General features: G+C 68.8%; 25 protein-coding genes. 12 read left to right on the top strand and 13 right to left on the bottom strand.

The features are described 5' to 3' along the window. Positions 1 to 31 precede the first annotated feature (31 nt). The 5 genes from DLJ53_RS01955 (at position 32) to DLJ53_RS01935 (ending at position 5,718) form a co-directional block, all read left to right on the top strand. Complete coding sequence (locus DLJ53_RS01955) at positions 32 to 1,324, top strand: ActS/PrrB/RegB family redox-sensitive histidine kinase (protein WP_111341863.1); 1,293 nt, start codon at positions 32 to 34, stop codon at positions 1,322 to 1,324. Between the two features lie 77 nt (positions 1,325 to 1,401). Beyond that, positions 1,402 to 1,965 carry an ActR/PrrA/RegA family redox response regulator transcription factor gene (locus DLJ53_RS01950; RefSeq protein ID WP_111341861.1) on the top strand — a complete coding sequence of 188 codons (564 nt, stop codon included), beginning with the start codon at positions 1,402 to 1,404 and terminating at the stop codon, positions 1,963 to 1,965. Positions 1,966 to 2,349: 384 nt separating this feature from the next. Continuing rightward, positions 2,350 to 3,531, top strand: a complete 1,182-nt coding sequence (gene chrA / locus DLJ53_RS01945) for a chromate efflux transporter (protein WP_111341859.1) — start codon at positions 2,350 to 2,352, stop codon at positions 3,529 to 3,531. Between the two features lie 58 nt (positions 3,532 to 3,589). After that, complete coding sequence (locus DLJ53_RS01940; RefSeq protein ID WP_111341857.1) at positions 3,590 to 4,075, top strand: MmcB family DNA repair protein; 486 nt, start codon at positions 3,590 to 3,592, stop codon at positions 4,073 to 4,075. Between the two features lie 62 nt (positions 4,076 to 4,137). After that, positions 4,138 to 5,718 (top strand): helicase HerA-like domain-containing protein, encoded by a 1,581-nt coding sequence (locus DLJ53_RS01935; protein WP_111341855.1) that lies wholly within the window; start codon positions 4,138 to 4,140, stop codon positions 5,716 to 5,718. A gap of 58 nt (positions 5,719 to 5,776) precedes the next feature. Here the strand turns inward: DLJ53_RS01935 and DLJ53_RS01930 are convergent, their stop codons facing one another. From DLJ53_RS01930 to DLJ53_RS01915, 4 genes are all read right to left on the bottom strand, one after another. Next, positions 5,777 to 6,001, bottom strand: a complete 225-nt coding sequence (locus DLJ53_RS01930) for a DUF2093 domain-containing protein (RefSeq protein WP_111341853.1) — start codon at positions 5,999 to 6,001, stop codon at positions 5,777 to 5,779. 4 nt (positions 6,002 to 6,005) lie between these two features. Then, positions 6,006 to 6,728, bottom strand: coding sequence for an aldolase (locus DLJ53_RS01925; protein ID WP_111341851.1), 723 nt, complete (start codon positions 6,726 to 6,728; stop codon positions 6,006 to 6,008). Between the two features lie 147 nt (positions 6,729 to 6,875). Further along, entirely contained in the window at positions 6,876 to 7,160 is a 285-nt protein-coding gene (locus tag DLJ53_RS01920; RefSeq protein WP_146619858.1) for a hypothetical protein, read from the bottom strand. Between the two features lie 226 nt (positions 7,161 to 7,386). Beyond that, the gene (locus tag DLJ53_RS01915; protein WP_111341847.1) at positions 7,387 to 8,802 is read right to left on the bottom strand and encodes a TldD/PmbA family protein; all 1,416 of its coding nucleotides are present in this window, start codon (positions 8,800 to 8,802) and stop codon (positions 7,387 to 7,389) included. Positions 8,803 to 8,949: 147 nt separating this feature from the next. Between DLJ53_RS01915 and sdhC the strand changes: the two genes are divergently transcribed. From sdhC to DLJ53_RS01890, 5 genes are all read left to right on the top strand, one after another. Further along, positions 8,950 to 9,360: a succinate dehydrogenase, cytochrome b556 subunit gene (gene sdhC, locus DLJ53_RS01910; RefSeq protein WP_111341845.1), complete on the top strand. Its 411-nt coding sequence runs from the start codon at positions 8,950 to 8,952 to the stop codon at positions 9,358 to 9,360. Next, on the top strand, positions 9,360 to 9,806 hold the full coding sequence (gene sdhD, locus DLJ53_RS01905; protein WP_111341843.1) for a succinate dehydrogenase, hydrophobic membrane anchor protein: 447 nt from the start codon (positions 9,360 to 9,362) through the stop codon (positions 9,804 to 9,806). Before sdhC ends, sdhD begins: the two co-directional genes overlap by 1 nt. Before the next feature lie 2 nt (positions 9,807 to 9,808). Next, entirely contained in the window at positions 9,809 to 11,620 is a 1,812-nt protein-coding gene (gene sdhA / locus DLJ53_RS01900; protein ID WP_111341841.1) for a succinate dehydrogenase flavoprotein subunit, read from the top strand. A gap of 133 nt (positions 11,621 to 11,753) precedes the next feature. Beyond that, entirely contained in the window at positions 11,754 to 12,194 is a 441-nt protein-coding gene (locus DLJ53_RS01895; RefSeq protein WP_111341839.1) for a BA14K family protein, read from the top strand. 122 nt (positions 12,195 to 12,316) lie between these two features. Next, positions 12,317 to 12,739, top strand: coding sequence for a BA14K family protein (locus tag DLJ53_RS01890; RefSeq protein ID WP_111341838.1), 423 nt, complete (start codon positions 12,317 to 12,319; stop codon positions 12,737 to 12,739). 80 nt (positions 12,740 to 12,819) lie between these two features. On the opposite strand, the gene DLJ53_RS01885 is transcribed toward DLJ53_RS01890, so the two are convergent. The 3 genes from DLJ53_RS01885 to DLJ53_RS35045 form a co-directional block, all read right to left on the bottom strand. Beyond that, positions 12,820 to 13,248: an EamA family transporter gene (locus DLJ53_RS01885; protein ID WP_111341836.1), complete on the bottom strand. Its 429-nt coding sequence runs from the start codon at positions 13,246 to 13,248 to the stop codon at positions 12,820 to 12,822. A 212-nt stretch (positions 13,249 to 13,460) separates the two neighbouring features. Further along, positions 13,461 to 14,588 carry a DUF1906 domain-containing protein gene (locus tag DLJ53_RS01880; RefSeq protein ID WP_162408773.1) on the bottom strand — a complete coding sequence of 376 codons (1,128 nt, stop codon included), beginning with the start codon at positions 14,586 to 14,588 and terminating at the stop codon, positions 13,461 to 13,463. Positions 14,589 to 14,706: 118 nt separating this feature from the next. Continuing rightward, positions 14,707 to 14,886, bottom strand: a complete 180-nt coding sequence (locus DLJ53_RS35045; RefSeq protein ID WP_162408771.1) for a hypothetical protein — start codon at positions 14,884 to 14,886, stop codon at positions 14,707 to 14,709. Here DLJ53_RS35045 and DLJ53_RS01875 point away from each other — a divergent pair. Continuing rightward, the gene (locus DLJ53_RS01875) at positions 14,879 to 15,487 is read left to right on the top strand and encodes a 2-hydroxychromene-2-carboxylate isomerase (protein ID WP_162408769.1); all 609 of its coding nucleotides are present in this window, start codon (positions 14,879 to 14,881) and stop codon (positions 15,485 to 15,487) included. The genes DLJ53_RS35045 and DLJ53_RS01875 overlap by 8 nt on opposite strands. A 19-nt stretch (positions 15,488 to 15,506) precedes the next feature. Here the strand turns inward: DLJ53_RS01875 and DLJ53_RS01870 are convergent, their stop codons facing one another. The 6 genes from DLJ53_RS01870 to DLJ53_RS01845 all read right to left on the bottom strand — a co-directional run bounded on the left by DLJ53_RS01870 (position 15,507) and on the right by DLJ53_RS01845 (position 20,985). Then, positions 15,507 to 15,848 carry an ArsR/SmtB family transcription factor gene (locus tag DLJ53_RS01870; RefSeq protein ID WP_111341832.1) on the bottom strand — a complete coding sequence of 114 codons (342 nt, stop codon included), beginning with the start codon at positions 15,846 to 15,848 and terminating at the stop codon, positions 15,507 to 15,509. Beyond that, positions 15,848 to 16,312 carry an SRPBCC family protein gene (locus DLJ53_RS01865; RefSeq protein ID WP_111341830.1) on the bottom strand — a complete coding sequence of 155 codons (465 nt, stop codon included), beginning with the start codon at positions 16,310 to 16,312 and terminating at the stop codon, positions 15,848 to 15,850. Before DLJ53_RS01865 ends, DLJ53_RS01870 begins: the two co-directional genes overlap by 1 nt. A gap of 94 nt (positions 16,313 to 16,406) precedes the next feature. Continuing rightward, complete coding sequence (gene cysN, locus DLJ53_RS01860) at positions 16,407 to 18,308, bottom strand: sulfate adenylyltransferase subunit CysN (RefSeq protein WP_111341828.1); 1,902 nt, start codon at positions 18,306 to 18,308, stop codon at positions 16,407 to 16,409. Beyond that, entirely contained in the window at positions 18,308 to 19,213 is a 906-nt protein-coding gene (gene cysD / locus DLJ53_RS01855; protein ID WP_111341826.1) for a sulfate adenylyltransferase subunit CysD, read from the bottom strand. The genes cysN and cysD overlap by 1 nt, the downstream gene beginning before the upstream one ends. Positions 19,214 to 19,306: 93 nt before the next feature. Beyond that, positions 19,307 to 20,116, bottom strand: coding sequence for a 3'(2'),5'-bisphosphate nucleotidase CysQ (cysQ, locus tag DLJ53_RS01850; protein WP_111341824.1), 810 nt, complete (start codon positions 20,114 to 20,116; stop codon positions 19,307 to 19,309). Between the two features lie 101 nt (positions 20,117 to 20,217). After that, on the bottom strand, positions 20,218 to 20,985 hold the full coding sequence (locus tag DLJ53_RS01845; protein ID WP_111341822.1) for a sulfite exporter TauE/SafE family protein: 768 nt from the start codon (positions 20,983 to 20,985) through the stop codon (positions 20,218 to 20,220). 792 nt (positions 20,986 to 21,777) lie between these two features. Here DLJ53_RS01845 and DLJ53_RS01840 point away from each other — a divergent pair. Further along, on the top strand, positions 21,778 to 22,635 hold the full coding sequence (locus DLJ53_RS01840; RefSeq protein ID WP_226573546.1) for a cation diffusion facilitator family transporter: 858 nt from the start codon (positions 21,778 to 21,780) through the stop codon (positions 22,633 to 22,635). The last annotated feature ends 15 nt before the right edge of the window (positions 22,636 to 22,650 follow it).

The following is a 22,650-nucleotide window of genomic DNA, read 5'->3' as shown; positions in this document are numbered from 1 at the left end:
TGCTGCGTTCAATCGGGAGGTCAGCCGCAGAGTGACTGAAGGAACTGCCGTCCTGAGCGTTCGTGAACGCGTGGTGCGCGTTCGGACGCTGCTGCTTTTGCGATGGCTCGCCATTTTGGGTCAGCTTACCGCGATCCTTTTCGTCGGCGTCTTTCTCGATTTCGACATGCCGTTGTCCGCCTGCCTCGGGCTCGTGGCGCTTTCGGCGTGGTCGAACGTGTTCCTGCGCGTCAAATTTGCCGATAACCGCCAGATGTCCGAGAGCTGGACGGCGGGTGTCATGGCATTCGACATCGCCCAGCTCGCCCTTCAGCTCGGATTAACTGGTGGCTTAACCAATCCCTTCGCGCTGTTGCTGATCGCGCCGGTGATGGTGTCGGCGACGACCTTGTCCGCCAGCCGCACCATGACCCTGGGAGCTTTCGTCCTGCTGTCGGCGACCATGCTGGTCGTCGCGCACGAGCCGCTCCCCTGGTACAGCGGCGAGCATTATAGCCCGCCGTTCCTGTTCATCGGCGGTATCTGGCTGTCACTGGTGTGCAGCCTGATCTTCATGGGCAGCTACGCCTTCCGCGTGTCGGAGGAAAATCGCCAGCTCGCGGATGCACTTGGCGCAACGGAGGTGATCCTGCAGCGCGAAATGAACCTGCACGCGCTCGACGGTCTCGCCGCCGCCGCCGCGCATGAGCTGGGCACCCCGCTCGCCACCATCCTCGTCGTCTCCAAGGAGATGGAGCGGGAGCTTCCGCCGGACAGCCCCCTCGCCGAAGACGTGGCGCTGCTGCGCTCCCAGACCGAGCGGTGCCGGGAAATCCTGGGCCGTCTCAAGAACCTGGGTGACGACTCGGACAGCCCGCTGGTGCGCCTCAACGTGCGCACGCTGATCGAGGAGGTGGCCGAGCCGCACCGCGGAGCGGGCGTGGAGATCCAGGTGGAGCTCAACGGCGACCTCAGCGATCAGCCGCTCGTGGCGCGCAACCCGGCCATTCACTACGGGCTCGGGAATCTTGTGGAGAACGCGGTGGATTTCGCCGAGACGCTGGTCCGCATCACCGCGACGTGGACGAGCGAGCGGCTCACCATCGTCATCGCCGACGACGGACCGGGCTTCGCCGACGACGTGCTCGACAGGATCGGCGACCCCTACGTCTCACGGCGGCGGGAGGACCAGCGGGGCGGCGGCATGGGCCTCGGCATCTTCATCGCGAAGACGCTGCTGGAGCGGACGGGGGCGACGGTGAAGTTCGAGGCGAGGGACGGCGCGACTGTGACGGTCGCGTGGCCGAGGCGCACTCTTTGGCCGACTCTGCCGTCAGGTCATTAAATTTTGGCCATTTTGTAATGCAAAGCCCTCGAACGCACTATTTGTGCAGGTAAGAGTATATAACCGAGGGGATCAACATGGACGCCATGCCGCAGGCCGCTCCGGCCAAGGCCGTCGATGGAAGCCGGCTCCTGATCGTGGATGACGATGCCGCTTTCGGCCAGCGCCTGGCACGGGCCATGGAAAAGCGCGGCTTCGTCACCGACGTCGCCGAGAGCGCACAGGACGCGGGCCACATGGCCGAGCGCAATCCGCCCGACTACGCCGTGGTGGACATGCGTCTGGGCGACGGCAACGGCCTCGAGGTCGTCGAGCGCATCCGCCGCCGCAAGCCCGACGCGCGGGCGGTGATCCTGACCGGGTACGGCAACATCGCCACGGCCGTGACCGCGGTGAAGCTCGGCGCCGTCGACTATCTCGCGAAGCCGGCCGATGCCGACGAGGTGTTCTCGGCGCTGACCCGCGAAGTCGGCGAACGGCCGGAGCCGCCGGAGAACCCGATGTCGGCGGACCGCGTCCGCTGGGAGCACATCCAGCGCGTCTACGAGATGTGCGACCGGAACGTCTCCGAGACGGCACGCCGCCTCAACATGCACCGCCGCACGCTGCAGCGGATCCTCGCCAAGCGCGCTCCGCGCTGACCAAGCCGGCCGGCCGGTCGCCCCACACGGGGCAGGCCCGCACGCCGCCGGGACGACAGGGTCGACCGCGCCGCCGGGGGCATCCCTAGCGCGGCGCACATGAACGACCGGGGCCCCCACCCATTCCGCCCGCGCATCGCCCGATGCTGCGGGCGTTGTCGTATCAGGCCCGTGGTCAGCCCCGATACCGCGTGCTCCGGGCGAACTGGCCTCCCTGAACCGGAACCATAAATGCGCCGGGACTCCGGGGATGCGACCGGCGGTTCGGCGGCCGACGGGCCGTACGGATTGCGGGGAGTACCGGCGTCCGGCGCCACCGGCGTGTTGGCTCGTGTCATCGCCCTGTCATCGTAGATGGCGATGCGGAGGCGGGGGAGGAGCCGGATGACCCATCGCGACAGACCTGGAACCGCGGCCGAAGTCTTCTCGGCGTTCCTGCCGCTGGGATTCACCTCCTTCGGCGGACCCGTCGCGCATCTGGGGTTCTTCCGGACCGCGTTCGTCGAGCGCCGGGGGTGGATGAGCGATGCGGCATACGCCGATCTCGTCGCGCTCTGCCAGTTCCTTCCGGGTCCCGCGTCGAGCCAGGTGGGCATGGCGATCGGCCTGCAGCGCGCCGGATTCCCGGGCCTCCTCGCCGCATGGACGGCGTTTACCCTGCCTTCCGCGATCGCGCTGGCGGCGTTCGGGCTCCTCGTCACGGGGGTCGGCTTCGGCGCCGGGGCGGGGTGGATCCTCGGCCTGAAGGCGTCGGCCGCGGCGGTCGTCGCCAATGCGCTCCTCGGGATGGCGGCGAGCCTCGCGGCGACGCGGGCGCGGGCGGCCATCGCCGGGGCCGCGACTGTCGCGATGCTGCTGGCGCCTGATCCGGCGGTGATGCAGCTCGTGGTGATCGCCGTCGGGGCGATCGCGGGCCTCTGGCTCGCGGTGCCGGATGCGGCGCCGGACGACCACGCGCCGCGCGCACCCGTCGGGCGGCGGGTCGGCATCGCGACGCTCGCCGGGTTTTTCGCGTTGCTGTTGCTCCTGCCCCTCGCCGCGGCGTGGAGCCCGGCGCTCGACCTGCTCGACCGGACGTACCGGTCCGGTGCGCTGGTGTTCGGGGGCGGACACGTGGTCCTGCCGCTGCTCCAGGGCGAGATGGCGGGCCTGGTGCCGCCGGACGCCTTCCTCGCCGGGTACGGGGCGGCGCAGGCGGTGCCGGGGCCGCTCTTCACCTTCGCCGCCTATCTCGGCGCGGTGGCCGAGCCGTTCGGGGGCGTCGCGGGGGCCATCGTGGCGCTCGTCGGCATCTTCCTGCCGTCGGTGCTGCTCGTCGTGGGGATCATGCCGTTCTGGGACCGGGTGCGGCGGGCGACGGTCGCGCGGCGCGCGCTCGCGGGGGTCAACGCGGCGGTCGTGGGTCTGCTGGCGGCCGCGTTCTACGATCCGGTGATCGTCCAGGGCGTCCCGACGCATGCGGCGCTGGCGCTAGCGGTGGCGGCGTTCGTCGCGCTGCGGCACCTCGCCGTGCCGCCCTGGGCGGTCGTCGCCGCCGCTGGGGCCGTCGGGGGCGCCCTGCTGTAGGGTTGCATGCGGCAGGATGGGGGTGTTTCATGAACATCGCTGCACCCGGGTCTGTCGTATGCCGCTACTTTCCGTCTTCGATGTCGCGCCCATGGTGGACGGCCGCCAGTCGCCGTCCGCGATCAAGGTGCGTCGCGGCGCGGCACGGCTCCTGCGCGACCTCGGCTTCGCGGTGGTGCCGGAGCTGACGCTCGCCGACGGGCGCCGGGCCGATCTGGTCGGCATCGGGGTCGACGGGGAGGTGGTCATCGTCGAGATCAAGTCCTCGCTCGCCGACTATCGCGCCGACGACAAGTGGCCGAGCTACAAGCGTGCCTGCGACCGCTTCTTCTTCGCCTCGCTGCCCGAGGTCGGGGACATCTTCCCGGCCGACGAGGGGCTCATCATGACCGACGGGTTCGACGCCGCTCTGGTGCGAGAGGCGGTCCCCCAACGCCTCACCGCGACAGTGCGCCGGGCGATCCACCTCCGGGTGGCGCAGACGGCGGCGCGGCGGCTCCACGAGCTGGAGGACCCGCAGCCACAGATTACGGTCGCGGTGTAACAAGGGTTGCACCCGGCGCGGTTCGCCCCTCAAGCTGCGTCACCGCGAGCGGGCCGAGGCGCATGAGCATCCTGAACGATACCGAGGTTTATGTCGGCACGGCCGAGACGCCGCAGTATCTGCGGCTCGACATGGCGAACCGGCACGGGCTGATCACTGGCGCCACCGGCACCGGCAAGACCGTGACGCTGCAGATCCTCGCCGAGGGCTTCTCCCGCGCCGGGGTCCCGTGCTTCTGCGCCGACGTGAAGGGCGACCTCGCGGGGCTCTCCATGCAGGGCGATCCCAAGGACTTCCTCCTCAAGCGGGCGGCGGCGATCGGGCTCGGCGACGACTACGCGTTCGAGGCCAGCCCGACGGTCTTCTGGGACCTCTTCGGCGCGGCGGGGCACCCGATCCGCACCACGGTGACGGAGATGGGGCCGCTCATGCTCGCCCGCCTCCTGGAGCTGACGGAGGTGCAGGAGGGCGTCCTCGCCATCGCCTTCAAGCTCGCCGACGACCAGGGCCTGCCGATCCTCGATCTGAAGGACCTGCGCGCGCTCATGGTGCACGTCGCCGACCAGGCGTCGACGCTGTCGCGCGACTACGGGCTCGTCTCGGAGCGCTCCATCGGCGCGATCCAGCGGGCGCTGCTGACGCTGGAGCAGCAGGGCGGCAACCGCTTCTTCGGCGAGCCGGCGCTGAAGATCACCGACCTGATGCAGGTCCGGGACGGGCGCGGGGTGGTCAACATCCTCGCCGCCGACCAGCTCATGCTGCGCCCGCAGCTCTACGCGACGTTCCTCCTCTGGCTTTTGTCCGAACTATTCGAAACGCTGCCGGAGGTGGGCGATCCGGAGAAGCCGAAGCTCGTCTTCTTCTTCGACGAGGCGCACCTGCTGTTCGACGACGCCCCGCCGGCGCTGATCGACACGATCGAGCGGGTGGCGCGGCTGATCCGCTCGAAGGGCGTCGGGATCATCTTCGTCACGCAGAACCCGCTCGACGTGCCGGACGTGGTGCTGGGGCAGCTCGGCAACCGCGTGCAGCACGCGCTGCGGGCTTACACGCCGCGCGACCAGAAGGCGGTGCGGGCGGCGGCGACGACGTTCCGGCCCAACCCGGCGCTCGACACCGAGCGCGTCATCACCGAGCTCGGCGTGGGCGAGGCGCTGGTCTCGACCCTGGGGCCGAAGGGCGTCCCGTCGATCGTGGAGCGGACGCTGATCCGCCCGCCATCCGGGCGGATGGGGCCCATCACGACGGAGGAACGGACGGCGCTGATGGCAAGGTCGCCGGTCGCCGGCGTCTACGACACGGAGATCGACCGGGAGAGCGCCTACGAGATCCTCGCCGCGCGGGCGACCGAGGCCGCCGAGGCCGCCGAGGCGGGCGATCCCGCCCCTCCGGAGGCGCCGAAGCCCGGCCCCCGGAGCGAGCCGGAGGAGGATCCCGGCGCGGTCCGCAGGCTCTGGTGGTTCCTCTTCGGCGGGCCGTCGCGCCGGCGGCTGACGTCGGCGCAGAAGGCGGCGCGCGGTGCCGCGCGGACCGCGGCGGCGGAGGCGGGCGAGCGGATCGGCCGCGCCGTCGCCGGGGCGACCGGGGCGAAGATCGGCAAGTCCATCGCCCGCGGGGCGCTCGGCAACCTGCTGCGCCGCTGAACGAGCCGGTGCGCGGCCCGTCCGGCCTTCGGGCCGCGTCGCCTGTCCCGACGCCGCGTCAGCGCATCCGGCGCGTCATGAAGGCCTGGTTGGCCGCGTATGCGTCGGCGTAGGCCTCCTGGTCGTCGACGCTCCAGTAGCGGAGCTCGGCGAGGGGGATCGGCCGGCCGGTCACCGCGCAGCGCACGAAGGCGCCCGGCGACAGGACCTGAAAGTCGCCGTCCAGATATCTCAGCTTCGCTTCGGCGCCGGGACGCCCCGCCATCATCTCATGCCTGTTCATTCGCTCACGCCGTGCCAGAGGGCGGATAGAGTCGCTTCAAGACGCGAAAATGCTCTTCCGCCTGCACCTTCATCACCTGCCGCATCTGCCGGGCGGTATGGACCACCATCTCGTGCGACATCAACCTTAGCGGCAGTCCGGTGGACATGGCCAGCACCTGCTGCCGGGCCGCCCTCTCCAGATAATAGAGATCGTCGAACGCTTCCGCCACGGATCCGCCACAGACGGTCACGCCGTGGTGGGCCAGGAAGAAGACGTCGGCCGCGCTGTCGTGGCGGGCCGAGCCGGCGATCGCCTCGCCCTCGCCCTCGTCGAGCGCCAGGCCGCCGAACTCGGTGACGTAGACGATGCGGTCGTGGAACCGGCAGGCGGTCTGGTGCGCCATCTCCAGCTTGCCGCCATCCACCATCGTCAGCGCGGTGCAGTGCGGCATGTGGGTGTGGAGGACGGCGCCGTGGCGCGGGTTGGCGCGGTGCGCGGCGACGTGGATGTAGCGGGCCGTCGCCTCGACCTCGCCGTCGCCCTCGATCACCTGCCCGTCGCCGTCGATGAGGAGGAGGTCGCCCGGCTGCATCTCGGACCAGTGGATGCCGTAGGGGTTGATGAGGTAGCGCTCCTCGCTCCCCGGCACCGTGACCGAGAAGTGGTTGCAGATGCCTTCGTTCAGGTCCATCGCCGCGGCAACGCGAAATGCAGTAGCCAGATCCTCGCGCAACGCATCGATCACGGCGCCCTCCTCGTTTCTTGTCGACCGCCGGCAACCGCGCCGGCGGCCTTACTTTTCACGTGCCGCGCGTGTCGCGCAATGCCGTGCGCGCCGGATCGGCGCGTCCCTGATCTGCGCTGTCGGCCTGTGGGCGGCGTGCGGCGCCTGTCAGTCCGGCCGGCGCACCTCGTCGAGGATCTCGGCCTCGGCGGAGACGGCCTGGCTGAGGCCGCGGCCGAAGAGCCAGAAGAGCGTCGGCAGCAGCGTCACGGCGGCGACGATCCAGCCGATCGTCGCCGAGTGGAGGAAGGCGCCGGAGATCCAAGCGGCGGACGCCTCGAGCGGCAGCACCATCACCGCGATGAAGACGATGCCGACGAGGGCGTTGAACCAGATGATGAAGCGCCGCGACCGCTCCGGAAGGGCGGACGGGATGGACGACGGATCGACCATGGTGGGGACCATTGTGCAGGAGCAAGGGCCGTCCGCGGCACACACGCGTGGCGGTCGCCGATAGGTCGGTATCGACGCCGCGCCGGTCAAGCGAGGCCCGATTGCGCCATCGCGCCGCGCCCCGGCCTCGGGAGGGGACTTCGGGGCGGCGGCCGGGCGCTGCCCCGCGCCGGCGGGCGGCTCCGGTCCCGGGCGGTCCGCGTTCGCTCCGGCTTGCGGGCGGCGGTCAGGCCTCCGTGCCGCCGACCGTCATGGCGTTGATGCGGATCGAGGGCTGGCCGACGCCGACGGGGACCCACTGGCCGGCCTTGCCGCAGGTGCCGATCCCGTCGTCGAGCGCCATGTCGTTGCCGACGGCTGCGATGCGGGTCAGCGCGTCGGGCCCGTTGCCGATCAGCATGGCGCCCTTCACCGGCTCGCAGATCCTGCCGTCCCGCAGGCGGTAGCCCTCGGTGCAGGAGAAGACGAACTTGCCGGACGTGATGTCCACCTGCCCGCCGCCGAAGGAGACCATGTAGAGCCCGTCCCTGACGCCGGCGCGGATCTCCTCGGGGTCGGTGTCGCCGCCCTTCATGATCGTGTTCGTCATGCGCGGCATGATGGTGTGTGCGTAGGACTGGCGGCGCCCGTTGCCGGTGGGGAGCATGCCCATCAGCCGCGCGTTCTGCCGGTCCTGCATGTAGCCGACGAGGCGGCCGTCCTCGATCAGAACCGTTTCGGACGAGGGGGTGCCCTCGTCGTCGATCGTGAGCGAGCCGCGGCGGTCCGGATGGGTGCCGTCGTCGACCACCGTGACGCCCGGAGCGGCGACCTTCTCGCCCATCAGCCCGGCGAAGGCGCTGGTCCTGCGGCGGTTGAAGTCACCCTCGAGGCCGTGGCCCACCGCCTCGTGCAGCAGGATGCCGGGCCAGCCGGGGCCGAGCACCACGTCGAACGTTCCGGCGGGGGCTGGCACCGCGTCGAGGTTGACGAGCGCGCGGCGCAGCGCCTCGTCGACGGCGCGCTGCCAGGAGCCCTCGGCGATGAACCGCGCGTAGGGCTCGCGCCCGCCGGTGCCGTAGTTGCCGGTCTCCAGGCGGTTGCCGTCGCCCACCATCACCGTCACGGAGAACCGCACCAGCGGGCGGTGGTCGGCAAGCTGCATGCCGTCGGCGCGCAGGATGTTGACCACCTGCCGCTCCGCCGCCAGCGAGATGGAGACCTGCCGCACGCGCGGATCGCGGCCGCGGGCATAGGCGTCGATCGTGGAGAGGAGGGCGGCCTTCTCGGCGAAGTCCGGCGCGCCGATGGGGTCGAGGTCGGCGTAGAGCCGGCGGTTGGTGCCCGTCGGCGCGACGTCCAGCGTCCCGGCGTGGTTGCGGCCGACGGTGCCGACGGTGGCCGCGGCGCGCCGCAGGGCGGCCTCCGACACGTCCGAGGAGTGGGCGACCGCGACCGCTTCGCCCGCGACGGCGCGAAGGCCGAAGCCGTCCGAGATGTCGAACGCGGCGGATTTCATGCGCCCGTCGTCGAACACCAGGCTCTCGCTGGTGCGATGCTCGAGGAAGAGCTCGCCGTCGTCCGCACCCGACAGCGCGTCGGCGACGATCGCCTCCGTGCGGGCTGGATCCAGGCCGTGGCGCTCGAACAAATTGTCACTCATCGTGCTGCCTCGCTGGATGGGGGTTGTGCTAAAGGTGGCGGCTCGCGACGACCGCGGCAAGCGCTTCGATGAAATGGGCCAAGGGTTTGCTTTGACCCTAGAACCATTCGAGGCTAGTTCAGGTCGCGGAATTCCAGGGGGACCTTCATGGCGAGCGCAGATACCGAGGTGAGCCGTCGGCCACGGCCACTTTCGCCGCACCTTTCGATCTATCGGCCCATCGTGACGATGGTCATGTCCATCATGCACCGCGTGACGGGCATGATGAACGTCGCCGGCCTCGTCCTCGTCGTGGCCTATCTGCTGGCATTGGCCGCAGGCCCCGAGGCGTATGCGACCGCCAACGGCATCTACTCGTCCTTCCTCGGACGGATCATCCTGGTGGCCTTCACCTGGTCGCTGATTCACCACCTGCTCGGCGGCCTGCGCCACTTCATCTGGGACGCCGGCAAGGGCTTCGGCGAGGAGCGCTACAACCTCGCCTGGATGACGGTCACGGGTTCGATCCTGATCACGACCGCCCTGTGGGCCTTCGTCGTCGTTCTGGAGAACATCTGATGCGCAGCCCGCTCCACAAGTCCGGCGATGCCTTCGGCAACGACCGCACCCCGCTGAAGACGATCCGCCATCTCGGCTCGTCCAAGTCCGGGACCGAGCACTTCATCCAGCAGCGCATCACCGGCTTCGCCAACGCGATCCTGGTCATCGTGCTCGCCGTCGTCGCCATCATGCTGTCCGGCCGCTCCTACGCGGACGCGGTGTCGCTCGTCGGCTCGCCCTGGGTCGCGGTGCCGCTCGCCCTCGCGATCGTCTCCGTCGCGGTCCATATGAAACTCGGCATCCAGGTGGTGATCGAGGACTATGTGCACGCGGAAGGCGCGCGCATCCTGCTGCTCCTCCTGAACACCTTCTTCGCGGTTGCGATCGCCGCGACGGCCATCTTTGCGATCGTGAAAATCATGCTCGCCGTCCTCACCGGCGGCAGCGTCGGAACGGGGGCCTGAGTATGGCGACGAACGGCAACGGGACCACGGGTCCCGCCTACAAGATCATCGATCACGAATACGACGTGGTGGTGGTGGGAGCCGGCGGTTCGGGCCTGCGCGCCGTCGTGGGCTGCGCCGAGGCCGGCCTGCGCACCGCCTGCATCACCAAGGTCTTTCCGACGCGCTCGCACACCGTGGCGGCGCAGGGCGGCATCTCCGCCGCGCTCGGCAACATGGGCCAGGACGACTGGCGCTGGCACATGTACGACACCGTGAAGGGGTCGGACTGGCTCGGCGACCAGGACGCGATCGAGTACATGGTCCGCAACGCCCCCGCGGCGGTCTACGAGCTGGAGCACTGGGGCGTTCCGTTCTCGCGGACCGAAGAGGGCAAGATCTACCAGCGCCCGTTCGGCGGCATGACGACGAACTTCGGCAAGGGCACCGCGCAGCGCACCTGCGCCGCCGCGGACCGCACCGGCCACGCCATCCTGCACACGCTCTACGGCCAGTCCCTGCGCCACTCGGCCGAGTTCTTCATCGAGTACTTCGCGCTCGACCTCATCATGGACGAGGGCGAGTGCCGCGGCGTGATGGCGATGTGCCAGGACGACGGCACCATTCACCGCTTCCGCGCGCACAAGACCATCCTCGCGACCGGCGGCTACGGCCGCGCGTACTTCTCCTGCACGTCCGCGCACACCTGCACGGGCGACGGCAACGCGATGGTGCTGCGCGCCGGCCTGCCGCTGCAGGACATGGAGTTCGTGCAGTTCCACCCGACCGGCATCTACGGCTCGGGCTGCCTCATCACGGAAGGCTCGCGCGGCGAAGGCGGCTACCTCACCAACTCCGACGGCGAGCGCTTCATGGAGCGCTACGCCCCGTCCGCGAAGGACCTCGCCTCGCGCGACGTCGTCTCGCGCTCGATGACGGTGGAGATCCGCGAGGGCCGCGGCGTCGGCAAGAATTCCGACCACATCCACCTGCACCTCGAGCATCTCGACCCGGCGATCCTCGCCGAGCGCCTGCCGGGCATCTCCGAGTCGGCGAAGATCTTCGCCGGCGTCGACGTCACCAAGGAGCCGATCCCGGTTCTGCCGACCGTGCACTACAACATGGGCGGCATCCCGACGAACTTCCACGGCGAGGTTCTGACCAAGGTCGACGGCGATCCTGACCGGGTCGTGCCGGGCCTGATGGCGATCGGCGAGGCGGCCTGCGTGTCGGTTCACGGCGCCAACCGCCTCGGCTCCAACTCGCTGATCGACCTCGTGGTCTTCGGCCGTGCCACGGCGCTGCGCTGCGCCGAGACGGTGAAGGCGGGCGAGTCGCTGCCGCCGTGCCCGGACCGCGCGTCCGAGCCCGCGCTGTCGCGCCTCGACCACTTCCGCCACGCGAGCGGCGGCACGCCGACGGCCGAGCTTCGCGACAAGATGCAGCGCACGATGCAGAACAACTGCGCCGTGTTCCGCACCGGCGAGGTCCTCGAGGAAGGGCACACGCTCATCCACGACGTGGCGGGCGGCCTCGGCGACATCCAGGTCAAGGACAAGACCATGGTCTGGAACACGGACCTCCTGGAGACGCTGGAGTTCGACAACCTCATCGGCCAGGCGGTCGTGACCATGGACTCGGCGCTGAACCGCACCGAGAGCCGCGGCGCCCACGCCCGCGAGGACTACCCGGAGCGGGACGACGAGAAGTGGATGATCCACACGCTCGCCTTCCTCGACGACAACTACAAGGTCCGCCTCGAGGACCGTCCGGTGCACGCCTACACGCTGTCGAACGCGATCGAGTACATCGCGCCGGCGAAGCGCGTCTACTGAGACCGGGCGCCGGGCCACCGGCGCGCCACGTGGGAGGGCGGCTCCGCGCCGCCTCGCCGCCACGATATCCGGGCGCCGCAGCCGCTGCGGCGCCCGACGCATTCGCCAGAGGTCGACACCAAGGAGGATCGGCATGCGAGCGCTCACCCTGACCGTCGCCGCGGCGGCCCTCCTGACCGCGGCTGCCGCGCACGTCGCCCCGGCGGCGGCGGATCCCGCGAACTCGGACCAGTCGGTCAAGTCCTGGGTCCGCGGCCGGCCGTTCTGGCAGAACTACTCCGGCTATCCCGCGCCGGATCCGCAGCTCGCGCCACGCGGCAGCACCCGCTCGGTGGAGGGGATGGAGCTGCCGACGGACGGCGACTTCTCCCTCTTCGGCCCCCTCGGCGCCAACCTCATGGGCGCGACGGCGGGTGTCGTCATCCGCAGCGTGATTCCGTCGCAGCGCTACGACGGTCCCGGGACGCCGACGGGCGGGCACATGCAGCTCTGCAAGGCCCGGTATCCCACCTATAATCCGCAGACTGACAGCTATACGACGGCGACGGGCGAGGTCCGTCGCTGCCCGCTCTGACGCGGTAGAGTGAAACCAAGTCGTTCGCTACGCATTGAATAGTACCAAACAGGACTTCGAGCCGTGCAGGGGCCAGACCCCCGCCCCTGATGGGCCATCGGACGAAGTGAAAGTGAGGTATTATGCGTAAGCTTATGGCTGGCGTCGCCGCCGCGACGCTTCTCATCTCGAGTGCTGCGACCATGACGACTGCTTCGGCCGATCCCGGTGACCGGGGTGTTGGGCGAATGAAGCACGAGCGGCACTATAATCATCGCGGGAACCATCACCGCGGCCACAGTGATCGTTACTACCGCCACCGCTACGGCGGCTGGGACAACGACAACGACAACTGGGGTGCCGCGGCTGCCACGGCCGGTGTGATCGGCGCCGCGGCGGGCGTGATCGCCGGCAGCGCGCTGTCGAGCTCGCGGACGACCGTCGTCGGCACGGTGCCGGCCACCAGCTCCCACGTCCAGCGCTGCGCAGCCAACTACCGTTCGTACGATCCGAGCACGGATACGTACGTGACCTACGGCGGAGAGGTCCGTCGCTGCCCGCTGTAAGGCGGCCATCCCGGCGCTGCGGCGCCCCAGCACACGGTTACGAGGCGCCGGTCCGTTCGCGGGCCGGCGCCTTTCGCGTTTCAGCCCTTGTAGGCGACGAGGATCGCGCCGGCGCCGATCAGCGCCACGCCGACCCAGTTCAGCGCCGAGAGCTGCTCGCCGAGGAAGAGGACGCCGAACACGGCGACCAGCACCACGCTCAGCTTGTCGATCGGCGCGACCCGCGCCGCGTCGCCCATCTTGAGCGCGCGGAAGTAGCAGAGCCAGGACGCGCCGGTCGCAGCGCCCGAGAGGGCCAGGAAGACGTAGCTGCGCGTCGAGATCGTCGCGAGCCCGCCGAACTGGCCGCTCGCCGCCACGATCCCCACGACGATGACGAGTATGACCACGGTGCGGACCATGGTCGCGAGGTCGGAGTTGATCGCCTCGACGCCGACCTTGGCGAAGATCGCGGTGAGCGCGGCGAAGACGGCGGCCATGACCGCCCAGAGTTGCCAGGTTTGCAGCATCGTGAAGCTCCCTTCGGGCGTCCCTGATGCATCGCCCGCGCCATGTTGCCCGGAAAGGGCGGGACGCCCTGCCGGCTTAGCCGCGAGGACCCTGACGGTCTTGCCGGTCGGCACGGTGCTCCGGTCGCATTCGCAGCGTCCCCTGCTCGCGTCGGGATGTCAGGAACGCAGCGCCGCGCGGGTCATCCGCCGAGGCACACGCGTGGGCGCGCTCAGTTGCAGCGGGCGGACTGGCGCTGGCCCTTGCCGTGGATCCAGTGCGGCTTGACGTTGAAGCTCGAGGTCAGGTTCGAGGCCGCGGTCCAGCCGTCGAAGTTGCCGTCGTCGTCGTAGTCGACCTCGACCACATCGCCGCTCTGGCGGCCGATGCGGGTGGCGTTGGCGTAGTCCACGGTGTCCGGATGGCGGACGGTCCGTCCGCCGCGGCAGCGCGACTGCGAGGAGATGAGGTCGCGCGCGCCGGAGTTCGCGTCCTTTCGGATGCGCGAGTCGCCGTCGCAGGCGAACCGACGCGTGGCATAGACCGAGCGTGTGCGGGACGGGTCGAGCCGCACGACGCCGCGCGTGGTCCAGAATCCGAGCGCCTGGTCGGCGAACCGGGCGTTCTTGACGTTGACGTCGAGCGGCAGCCCGGGCGTGCACTGGCCGGGCTTGCCGCCGAACCATTCCAGGTTGACGCCGCTCTGGAAGAGGTGCCAGCGGCCGGAATTGTGGAACTCGGTCGTCCCCGGGTAGGCGCGGGAGGCGGACAGCCAGGCGACGCGGATCAGCCGCTTGTCCATCAGCACGTCGAGCGCGTCGCCGTTGCCGTAGGCGCCGAGTTCGTAGCCGCCGCGCCCGACGATGCGTTTCACCATCTCGAAGTACTGGACCATCGCGCGCTGCGTCGCGACGTCGGACTTGCTGAAGGCGATGTCGACGCCGAAGAAGATCGTCGACCCGCGCGGCTGGCCGAGTGCCTTGGCCTGCTCGACGGCGGCCTTGGCGTCGAGCTCGCCCTCGTCGCTGGGGGTGCGCTCCCGGCTGGTGGTGCGGCAGTTGCCGTCGGGCAGGGGATTGCCGTTCCGGTCGCGGCCGAAGAACTTGTTCTTCGAGTCGTTGTTGTACTGGTAGATCGAGAGGATCGCCATTCCGTTGTCGAGGATGCGGCGCACCTCGCTGTTGCGGTCCTTGATCGTGCCCTGGTCGATCAGCCGTTTGGACGGGATATTCCGTTCCGGCTGAGGGCAGCGCGCGAGATAGCGGCCGATGACCTGGATGCCGTTGGCGCGAAGCTGCGGAATGTAGTCCCGCGTGTCCCATGCGGCGTCGATGATGGCGGCGCGGGTATCCTCGGCCATGCTGGGAGTGGCATGGGCGGCGAGGCCCAGAGCGAGGGCTGCCGCACCGAATGCGGACCGCCAGAGTGTTCCGAAGCGATTTTGCACGGGCGGACGATGCCGTCCGGCCTTCGGCGCGTCAAGGACGGGCGGGCGCGGCATCAACGAACCGTGACCACCGGTCCCGGGATGTCTCCGGCGCGGCATGCTTGATCGATTCGTTCATAACGCCGAACGTGCGCGCGACTGCGGCCCCGCGGTCCACATCCAGCCAGAATGCGCCGCGCGAATGCGGCGCCAAGGGAAGCGCCATGGCCATCCGATTCTTCTTCGACTTCTCCTCCACCTACTCCTACCTCACCGCGATGCGGATCGAGCCGCTCGCCGACGCGGAAGGCATCGAGGTGGAATGGACGCCCTTCCTGCTCGGACCGATCTTCGCCGACGCGGGGTTCAAGGCGACGCCCAACCTGTCGTCGGAGGCGAAGGCGTCGTTCATGTGGGAGGATCTTTCCCGCCGCGCGGCCCATCGCGGCATCCCGTTCGTGATGCCGGAGGTGTTCCCGTCGCGCAGCGTGTCGGCCGCGCGTGCCGCGCTGTCGCTGGAGGGCGCGGAACGGGCCGCCTTCAGCCGGGCGGTGTTCCACTGCGAGTACGGCAAGGGGATGGACATCGCCCAGGCCGAGACTTTGTCGGAGGCTGCCGAGGCCGCCGGCATCGACCCGGCGCGAATCGCCGAGGGGATCAGGAACGAGGCGGTCAAGGCCGCGCTGTTCGCCAACGTCGAGGCGGCGAAGGCGGCGGGTGTCTTCGGCGCGCCGACGTTCATCACCGGCGACGGCAGCCGCTTCTGGGGCGACGCGCAGCTCCGCGACGCGTTCTCGTGGGAGCGGACGGGGACGCTGGCCGACCTCGGCTGACGCCACGGCTGAACGAGCCCTATCCGGGGCGCTCCACGAACGCCTTGAGGCGGTCCAGCGCGTCGTCCCACTGGGCCGAGACGAGGTCGAGGTGCTCACGCAGCTCGGCCAGCGCGTCGCGCCGCAGCGTGAAGCGCGTCTCGCGGCCCTCGCGGCGGCTCGCGACGAGGCCGGCGTCCTGCATCACCTTCAGATGCTTGGTGGTGCCCTGGCGGGTGAGGCCGACGCCCTCCGCCAGGCTGACGATCGAGCGCGGGCCGCCGTCCGAGAGCATGGCGACGAGCGACAGCCGTGTCGGATCGCCGAGGGCGGCGAACTTCGCGGCGCGGCCGGAGAGTTCGGGCGTCGTCGCGGCCGGCATCAGGCCCGGGGGGCGGCGGCGGACCCGCTCAGGTGATCGGCGATGTTCTGCATCTGGATGTCCCAACCGCCGTCGTTGCGGCGGAGCGCTTCGTCGCGCTTGTGGGCGGGGAGGGCGTTGAACCCGGACTCGCGCAGGGTGAGGCGCGTGCCGGTGCCCTCGGGCGCCAGCGTGAACTCCACTAGCGTGGCCGGATCGCCGCCGCCGCCGCCGGCGGTATCCGGTTCCGGCTCCCAGCGGAACGCGAAGTAGCGGGGCTCCTCCATCGTCTCGACGGTCGCGACGAGGCGGTGGTGCTCGTAGCCGGGATAGGTGATCTGCCCGGCGACCGAGCGGCCGGGCACGAACGGCCCCTCCAGCGCGACACGGAACCACGTCCCGAATTCGCGCGCGTCGGTCACCGCCCGCCAGACCCTCTCGACCGGCGCGTCGAGCAGGATGGTTTTTTCGATGGCGTCTGTCACAGGCAACCTCCTGGTTGCCTGTTTGGGTAGCTCGCTCCAACAAAAAAGGCAACCCGAAGGTTGCCTTTTTGCGGTCCGTGATGGGGTTGCGGCATCAATCGATGATGCCGCGCTCCTTGAGAAGCGCCACGATGCGCTCGGCGTGAGCCTCGGGCTCGCCGGAGGTCGTGTCGATGGCGATCTCGGCGTTCTCCGGCGACTCGTACGGCGAGTCGACGCCGGTGAAGTTCTTGAGCTGGCCGGAGTCGGCCTTCTTGTAGAGGCCCTTCGGGTCGCGCCGGCGGCACTCCTCGATCGGTGTGTCGATGTAGACCTCCAGGAACTCGCCGTCCTCCACCAGCTCGCGGGCCATGCGGCGTTCGGAGCGGAAGGGCGAGATGAAGGTCACCACGACCAGGAGGCCCGCGTCGACGAAGAGCTTCGCGGTCTCCGCGACACGGCGGATGTTCTCGACGCGATCGGCGTCGGTGAAGCCGAGGTCGCGGTTGAGGCCGTGGCGGACGTTGTCGCCGTCCAGGATGTAGGTGTGGCGGCCCATCGCCGAGAGCTTCTTCTCGACGAGGTTGCCGATCGTCGACTTGCCCGAACCGGAGAGGCCGGTGAACCACAGGACCGCCGGCTTCTGGCCCTTCATGGCCGCGCGGCTTTCCTTGGTGACGTCCGTCGCCTGCCAGTGGATGTTGGTCGCACGGCGCAGCGCGAACCAGACCATGCCCGCGCCGACCGTCGCGTTGGTCAGGCGGTCGATCAGGATGAACGAGCCGGTCTCGCGGTTCGCCTCGTACGGGTCGAACGCGATGTCGGCCGACAGCGAGACGTTGCAGAAGCCGACCTCGTTGAGGCCGAGCTCCTTGGCGGCGAGATGGTCGAACGTGTTGACGTCGATCCGGTGCTTGATCTCGGTGATCGTCGCCGAGATCACCTTGTTGCCGATCTTCAGGATGTAGGGGCGGCCCGGGTAGAGCGGCTCCTCGGCCATCCAGACGATGTGCGCGGCAAACTGGTCGGCGACTTCCGGCCGGTGCGACGGCGGCACCAGGACGTCGCCGCGCGAGATGTCGACCTCGCGGTCGAGCACGACGGTGACGGCCTCGGAGGCGACGGCCTCCGGCAGGTCGCCGTCCATGGTGACGATGCGGCGCACGACGGCGTCGCGGCCGGAGCTCGCGACCACGACCGGATCGCCCGGGCGCAGCTTGCCGGAGGCGATGGTGCCGGAGAAGCCGCGGAAGTTGAGGTTCGGACGGTTCACCCACTGCACCGACATGCGGAAGGGGCGTTCCTGGAGGTTCGACTGAACCTCGACCGACTCCAGGTAGTCGAGCAGCGTCGGGCCCGTATACCAGGGCATCCGCTCCGACTGGGCGACGACGTTGTCACCATAGCGGGCCGAGATCGGCACGGCGGTCATGGTGTCGAAGTCGAAGCCGTGGGCGAACTTCTCGAACTCGGCCTTGATCTCCTTGAAGCGGTCTTCGGAGAAGTCGACGAGGTCGATCTTGTTGATCGCCAGGACGACGTGCCGGATGCCGAGCAGCGACACGAGGAAGGCGTGCCGCTTGGTCTGGATCTGGATGCCGTGGCGGGCGTCCACCAGCAGCACGGCGAGGTCGGCGGTGGAGGCGCCGGTCGCCATGTTGCGCGTGTACTGCTCGTGGCCGGGCGTGTCGGCGACGATGAACTTGCGCTTGTCCGTCGTGAAGAAGCGGTAGGCGACGTCGATCGTGATGCCCTGCTGCCGCTCGGCCTCGAGGCCGTCGACGAGGAGGGCGAGGTCGATGTCCTCACCGGTCGTGCCGTGGCGGCGGGAGTCGCGCTCGACGGCGGCGAGCTGGTCCTCGAAGATCAGCTTCGTCTCGAACAGCAGGCGGCCGATGAGGGTCGACTTGCCGTCGTCCACCGAGCCGCAGGTGATGAAGCGCAGGAAGGACTTCCGCTCCTGGCTCGCCAGGTATTCGGTGAAGGCTTCCGGGGTGAGATTCTCGGCAACGGACATCAGAAGTACCCCTCGCGCTTCTTCTTCTCCATCGACGCTTCCTCGTCGCGGTCGATGAGGCGGCCGGACCGTTCGGACGTGCGGGCGATCAGCATCTCGGCGACGATCTCTTCCAGCGTGGCGGCCGGGCTCTCGACGGCGCCGGTCAGCGGGTAGCAGCCGAGCGTGCGGAAGCGGACCATCTTCATCTCGGGCGTGCGGCCGTCGAGCGGGAAGCGGTCGTCGTCGACCATCAGGAGCTGGCCGTCCTGTTCCAGGACCGGGCGCTCCTTGGCGTAGTAGAGCGGCACGATCTCGATGTTCTCGAGCATGATGTACTGCCAGATGTCGAGCTCGGTCCAGTTCGACAGCGGGAAGACGCGGATCGACTCGCCCTTGGCGACGCGGCAATTGTAGAGGTGCCAGAGCTCGGGGCGCTGGTTCTTCGGGTCCCAGCCGTGGTTGGCCGTGCGGAACGAGAAGACGCGCTCCTTGGCGCGGCTCTTCTCCTCGTCGCGGCGGGCGCCACCGAATGCGGCGTCGAAGCCGTACTTGGTCAGCGCCTCTTTCAGCGCGTCGGTCTTCATGACCTGCGTGTGGTAGGACGACCCGTGCGTGAACGGGCCGACGCCCTCGCGAACGCCCGCCTCGTTGATGTGCACGATCAGGTCCAGCCCGAGTTCCTTCGCCTTGCGGTCGCGGAACTCGATCATCTCGCGGAACTTCCACGTCGTGTCGACGTGCATCAGCGGGAAGGGCGGCGTGGAGGGGTAGAAGGCCTTCATGGCAAGGTGCAGCATCACTGCAGAATCCTTGCCGATCGAGTACAGCATCACCGGATTGCGGAACTCGGCCGCGACCTCGCGGATGATATGGATCGACTCGTCCTCGAGTCGCTTCAAGTGCGAGCCGCGATCAACGGCCATAACGCTACTCCATCTTCGTTCAGCTTGCGTTCAGCGAATCGGGGGACGGCCCCGAGGTCTCTAGCAAGAGTTATGGGAGGTCTTGTGCAAGAACTATGACACTTTCGCCAAAGCGAAAGGATCGAAGGCACCGGCGGCCACGAAGTGAGGATTGGCGTAGGCGCCGGAGGGGTGGTCGGCCTTGCCGTAGGCGAGCGGCTTGCCGTCCATGGTGTAGACCTCGCCGCCGGCCGCCTTGAGGACGGCGTGACCGGCCGCCGTGTCCCACTCCATCGTCCGGCCCATGCGGGGATAGAGGTGGGCGGTGCCGTCGGCCACGCGGCAGAACTTCAGCGACGATCCGAAGGAGAGGAAGCTGTCGACGTCGAAGCGGGCGATGAAGTCCTTGGTCTCGTCCGTCAGGTGCGACTTGGAGGCGACGACCTTCAGCGCCCCGCCGGGGGTGGCGACGCCGATCTTCGTCTCGCCCGCGAGCGCGCCGTTCTCGATCCTGCCGTGGTAGGCGCCGGTCTCGTCGGACCAGTACACCTCGTCGAGGGCGGGGCAGAGGACGACGCCTTCGACCGGGACGCCGTCGACGATGCGGGCGATGTTCACCGTGAACTCGCCGCTGCCGGAGATGAAATCCTTCGTCCCGTCGAGCGGGTCGACGAGCCAGAATTCCTGACCGACGTCCGGGATGCGGCCTGCCGCTACCGCCTCCTCGGCGAGGACGGCGGTGATGCCGTGCTCCGCGAGGCGCTTCAGGATGATCGCCTCGGCCGCTTCGTCGGCCGCGGTGACGGGCGAGCCGTCGCCTTTGGTGCGCGCATCCTGCCCGTTGGGGTCGTAAAACGGCATGATCGCCGCGCCGGCTTCGATCGCGATCGACACGAGGGCGTGGCCTGAAAGGGGTGACGTCATGGGTGCTTCCAGTTTGACCTGACGCCTATACCAGCGGATTGCAGGGTGCAATCCAACCAGAGCATTCCCGCCATACGCATAGTTGATAGCGCGTGAAATACTCAACCGAGCGCGCCGCGCCGGATGAGGTTGAGTCCCGCGACCACCAGCACCGCCATCGTCGCCAGCCGGAAGCGCCGCTGGTCCATCCGTGCCGACACACGCATTCCGAGCAGAAGCCCGGTCATTGCCGGAATTATGAGCAGCGCCGACAGCGGCGCGGTGCGGGCGTCGAGGACGCCGGAGCCGATGTGCGCGGCCGTGAGCACTACCGCGCCGATGCCGTAGACGATCCCCTGCACGCGAAGCTGCTCGGTCTTCTCCGTGTCGAGGGAGGCGAGGTAGATCACCGTCGGCGGGCCCCAGATGCCGGACACGCCGCCGATGAGGCCGGCGACGGTGCCGAGCCCGACGCTGATCGCGTTGCGGTGGCGCGCGCTGAAGACGATCGGGCGCCCGGTGAGCTGGTAGAGGGCGAAGGCGGCGACGCAGATGCCGATCGTCAGGTACAGGGCCTCCGCCGGAAGAACGCTGACGAGCTGGGCCGAAATCAGGATGAAGAGCGACACGATCCCGACGTAGCGCCAGTGCGCCTTCACCGACTCGAGCGCCGCGGCGACCCCGTTGCGGAACGCCTGCGCCAGGTTGGCGGTGAGGGTCGGCAGGATCAGCGCGGCGAGCGCAAGCTCGGGCGAGAGGAAGGAGCCGATGCCCGAGACCATCACCATCGGCATTGCGAACCCGACCGTGCCTTTGACGAACCCGGCGAGGGTCGTGACGGCGATGACGGCGAGCCAGATGGCGGGGGCGAGGTCGTCCGGGAGGGGCATGAGGGGCTTTTCGCACGGGCCGCCGGGGCGCGTCACCGTGTGACGAAGAATTGGGCCGGGGGCGCTCAGACTTTCAGCGGCGCGCGGAAGACCGGTCCGGCCCTCCCGACTTTATCCACCGCGATCTCGGCAATGAACCGCCGGTCCGGAGGGTGTCGAAATTGCCGGATCGCACCGTCGGGCGGGTGTGGCGGCGGGGTCACTGTACAGGAAGAAAAGTGCGGGCGTGGCGCATGCGAGCATTGGACCAATGCTCAAAAAGGCGCGACCGGCCGGGGGGCCGATCGCGCCAAACGTACATTTCGTTTCTATTTACGCCTACGCGCCTTTGGCTGCGCCGGCGTGTCCGTTTGAACGGGGCTTCCTCCCTAGGCGGTTCTGACGACCGTTGATTTGCTGTGTGGCATATCTGCCAAGCTATGCGCAAGGGGCAGATGTGGCTCGTTTGATCTGAATAGCATGGCTGCCCCTCGCTTAACGGGATCCTGAAGTGAATATTGCATCCCGGCAACCGTCCCAGTGCACGGCTGAGACGCCGCAGCCACACTATAATGGGGCATTCATCTCCATGGTGCGCTTGCGGATCCGCACGCAGCATAATCCCAAAATCGAATGCGGCATTCTGACGCAGTCAGGGGTGGCGCAGCATCGACACACGCATCGTGTGAATGCCATCTGCCTGTGCAAGGCTCCGAATTCGGCCGCCCGCCCCTGCCACGCGAGATCCCCAGACCCATGGCGCACAACCACCACCATCACCATTCCCACGGTTCCGGCGATGGGGACGTGCGAATGACGGGAGCCATCGCCGTCAACGTCCTCCTGACCATCGTCCAGGTCGTCGGCGGGATCGCCTCGGGCAGCCTCGCCCTCATCGCCGACGGCCTGCACAATCTGTCCGACGCCGCCTCGCTGATCATCGCCTTCGCCGCGCGCAAGATCGGCCGGCGAGGGTCGGATTCGGTGATGACCTTCGGCTACCGGCGCATCGAGATCGTCGCCGCCCTCGTCAACTACACGACGCTCATCGTTCTCGGACTTTACCTTGCGGCGGAAGCGGTTGGGCGATTCTTCGAGCCGGAGCACGTCGACGGCTGGATGGTCGTCTGGATCGCCACGATCGCCCTCGTGGTCGACCTCGTCACCGCGTTCCTGACCTTCGCGCTCTCCAAGGAGAGCATGAACATCCGCGCCGCCTTCCTGCACAATATCGCCGACGCGCTCGGCTCCGTCGGCGTCATCATCGCCGGCATCTTCGTCATCCTGTTCGGCTGGTGGATCGTCGATCCGATCGTCACCCTCCTCATCTCCGGCTACATCCTCTGGATGTCGTTCAACGAGATCGGCGGTGTGATTCGGATCCTCATGTTGGGCAGCCCTCCCGGCATCGCGACCGAGGACGTGCTCGATGCGGTGCGCGGTGTCGACGGGGTGAACGAGGTCCATCGCGCCCGCTTCTGGCAGGTCCACGAGGAGGCCTACGCGTTCGACGCCCATGTGGTAATTGACGGCGGCTCATGGACCGAGGCGGACGCCATCAAGGCGCGCGTGAAGGCCGCCCTCGCGGAACGCTTCGAGATCCACCAGTCGACGCTGGAGCTCGAGTGCGCGGCCCATGCGTGCAACGAGGCCCCGGCCTTCGGGGACTGACCGGACAGCGGTGCC

It is taken from the genome of Acuticoccus sediminis, assembly GCF_003258595.1.
Classification (GTDB): domain Bacteria; phylum Pseudomonadota; class Alphaproteobacteria; order Rhizobiales; family Amorphaceae; genus Acuticoccus; species Acuticoccus sediminis.
This window is presented reverse-complemented; position numbering and strand designations above follow the sequence as displayed.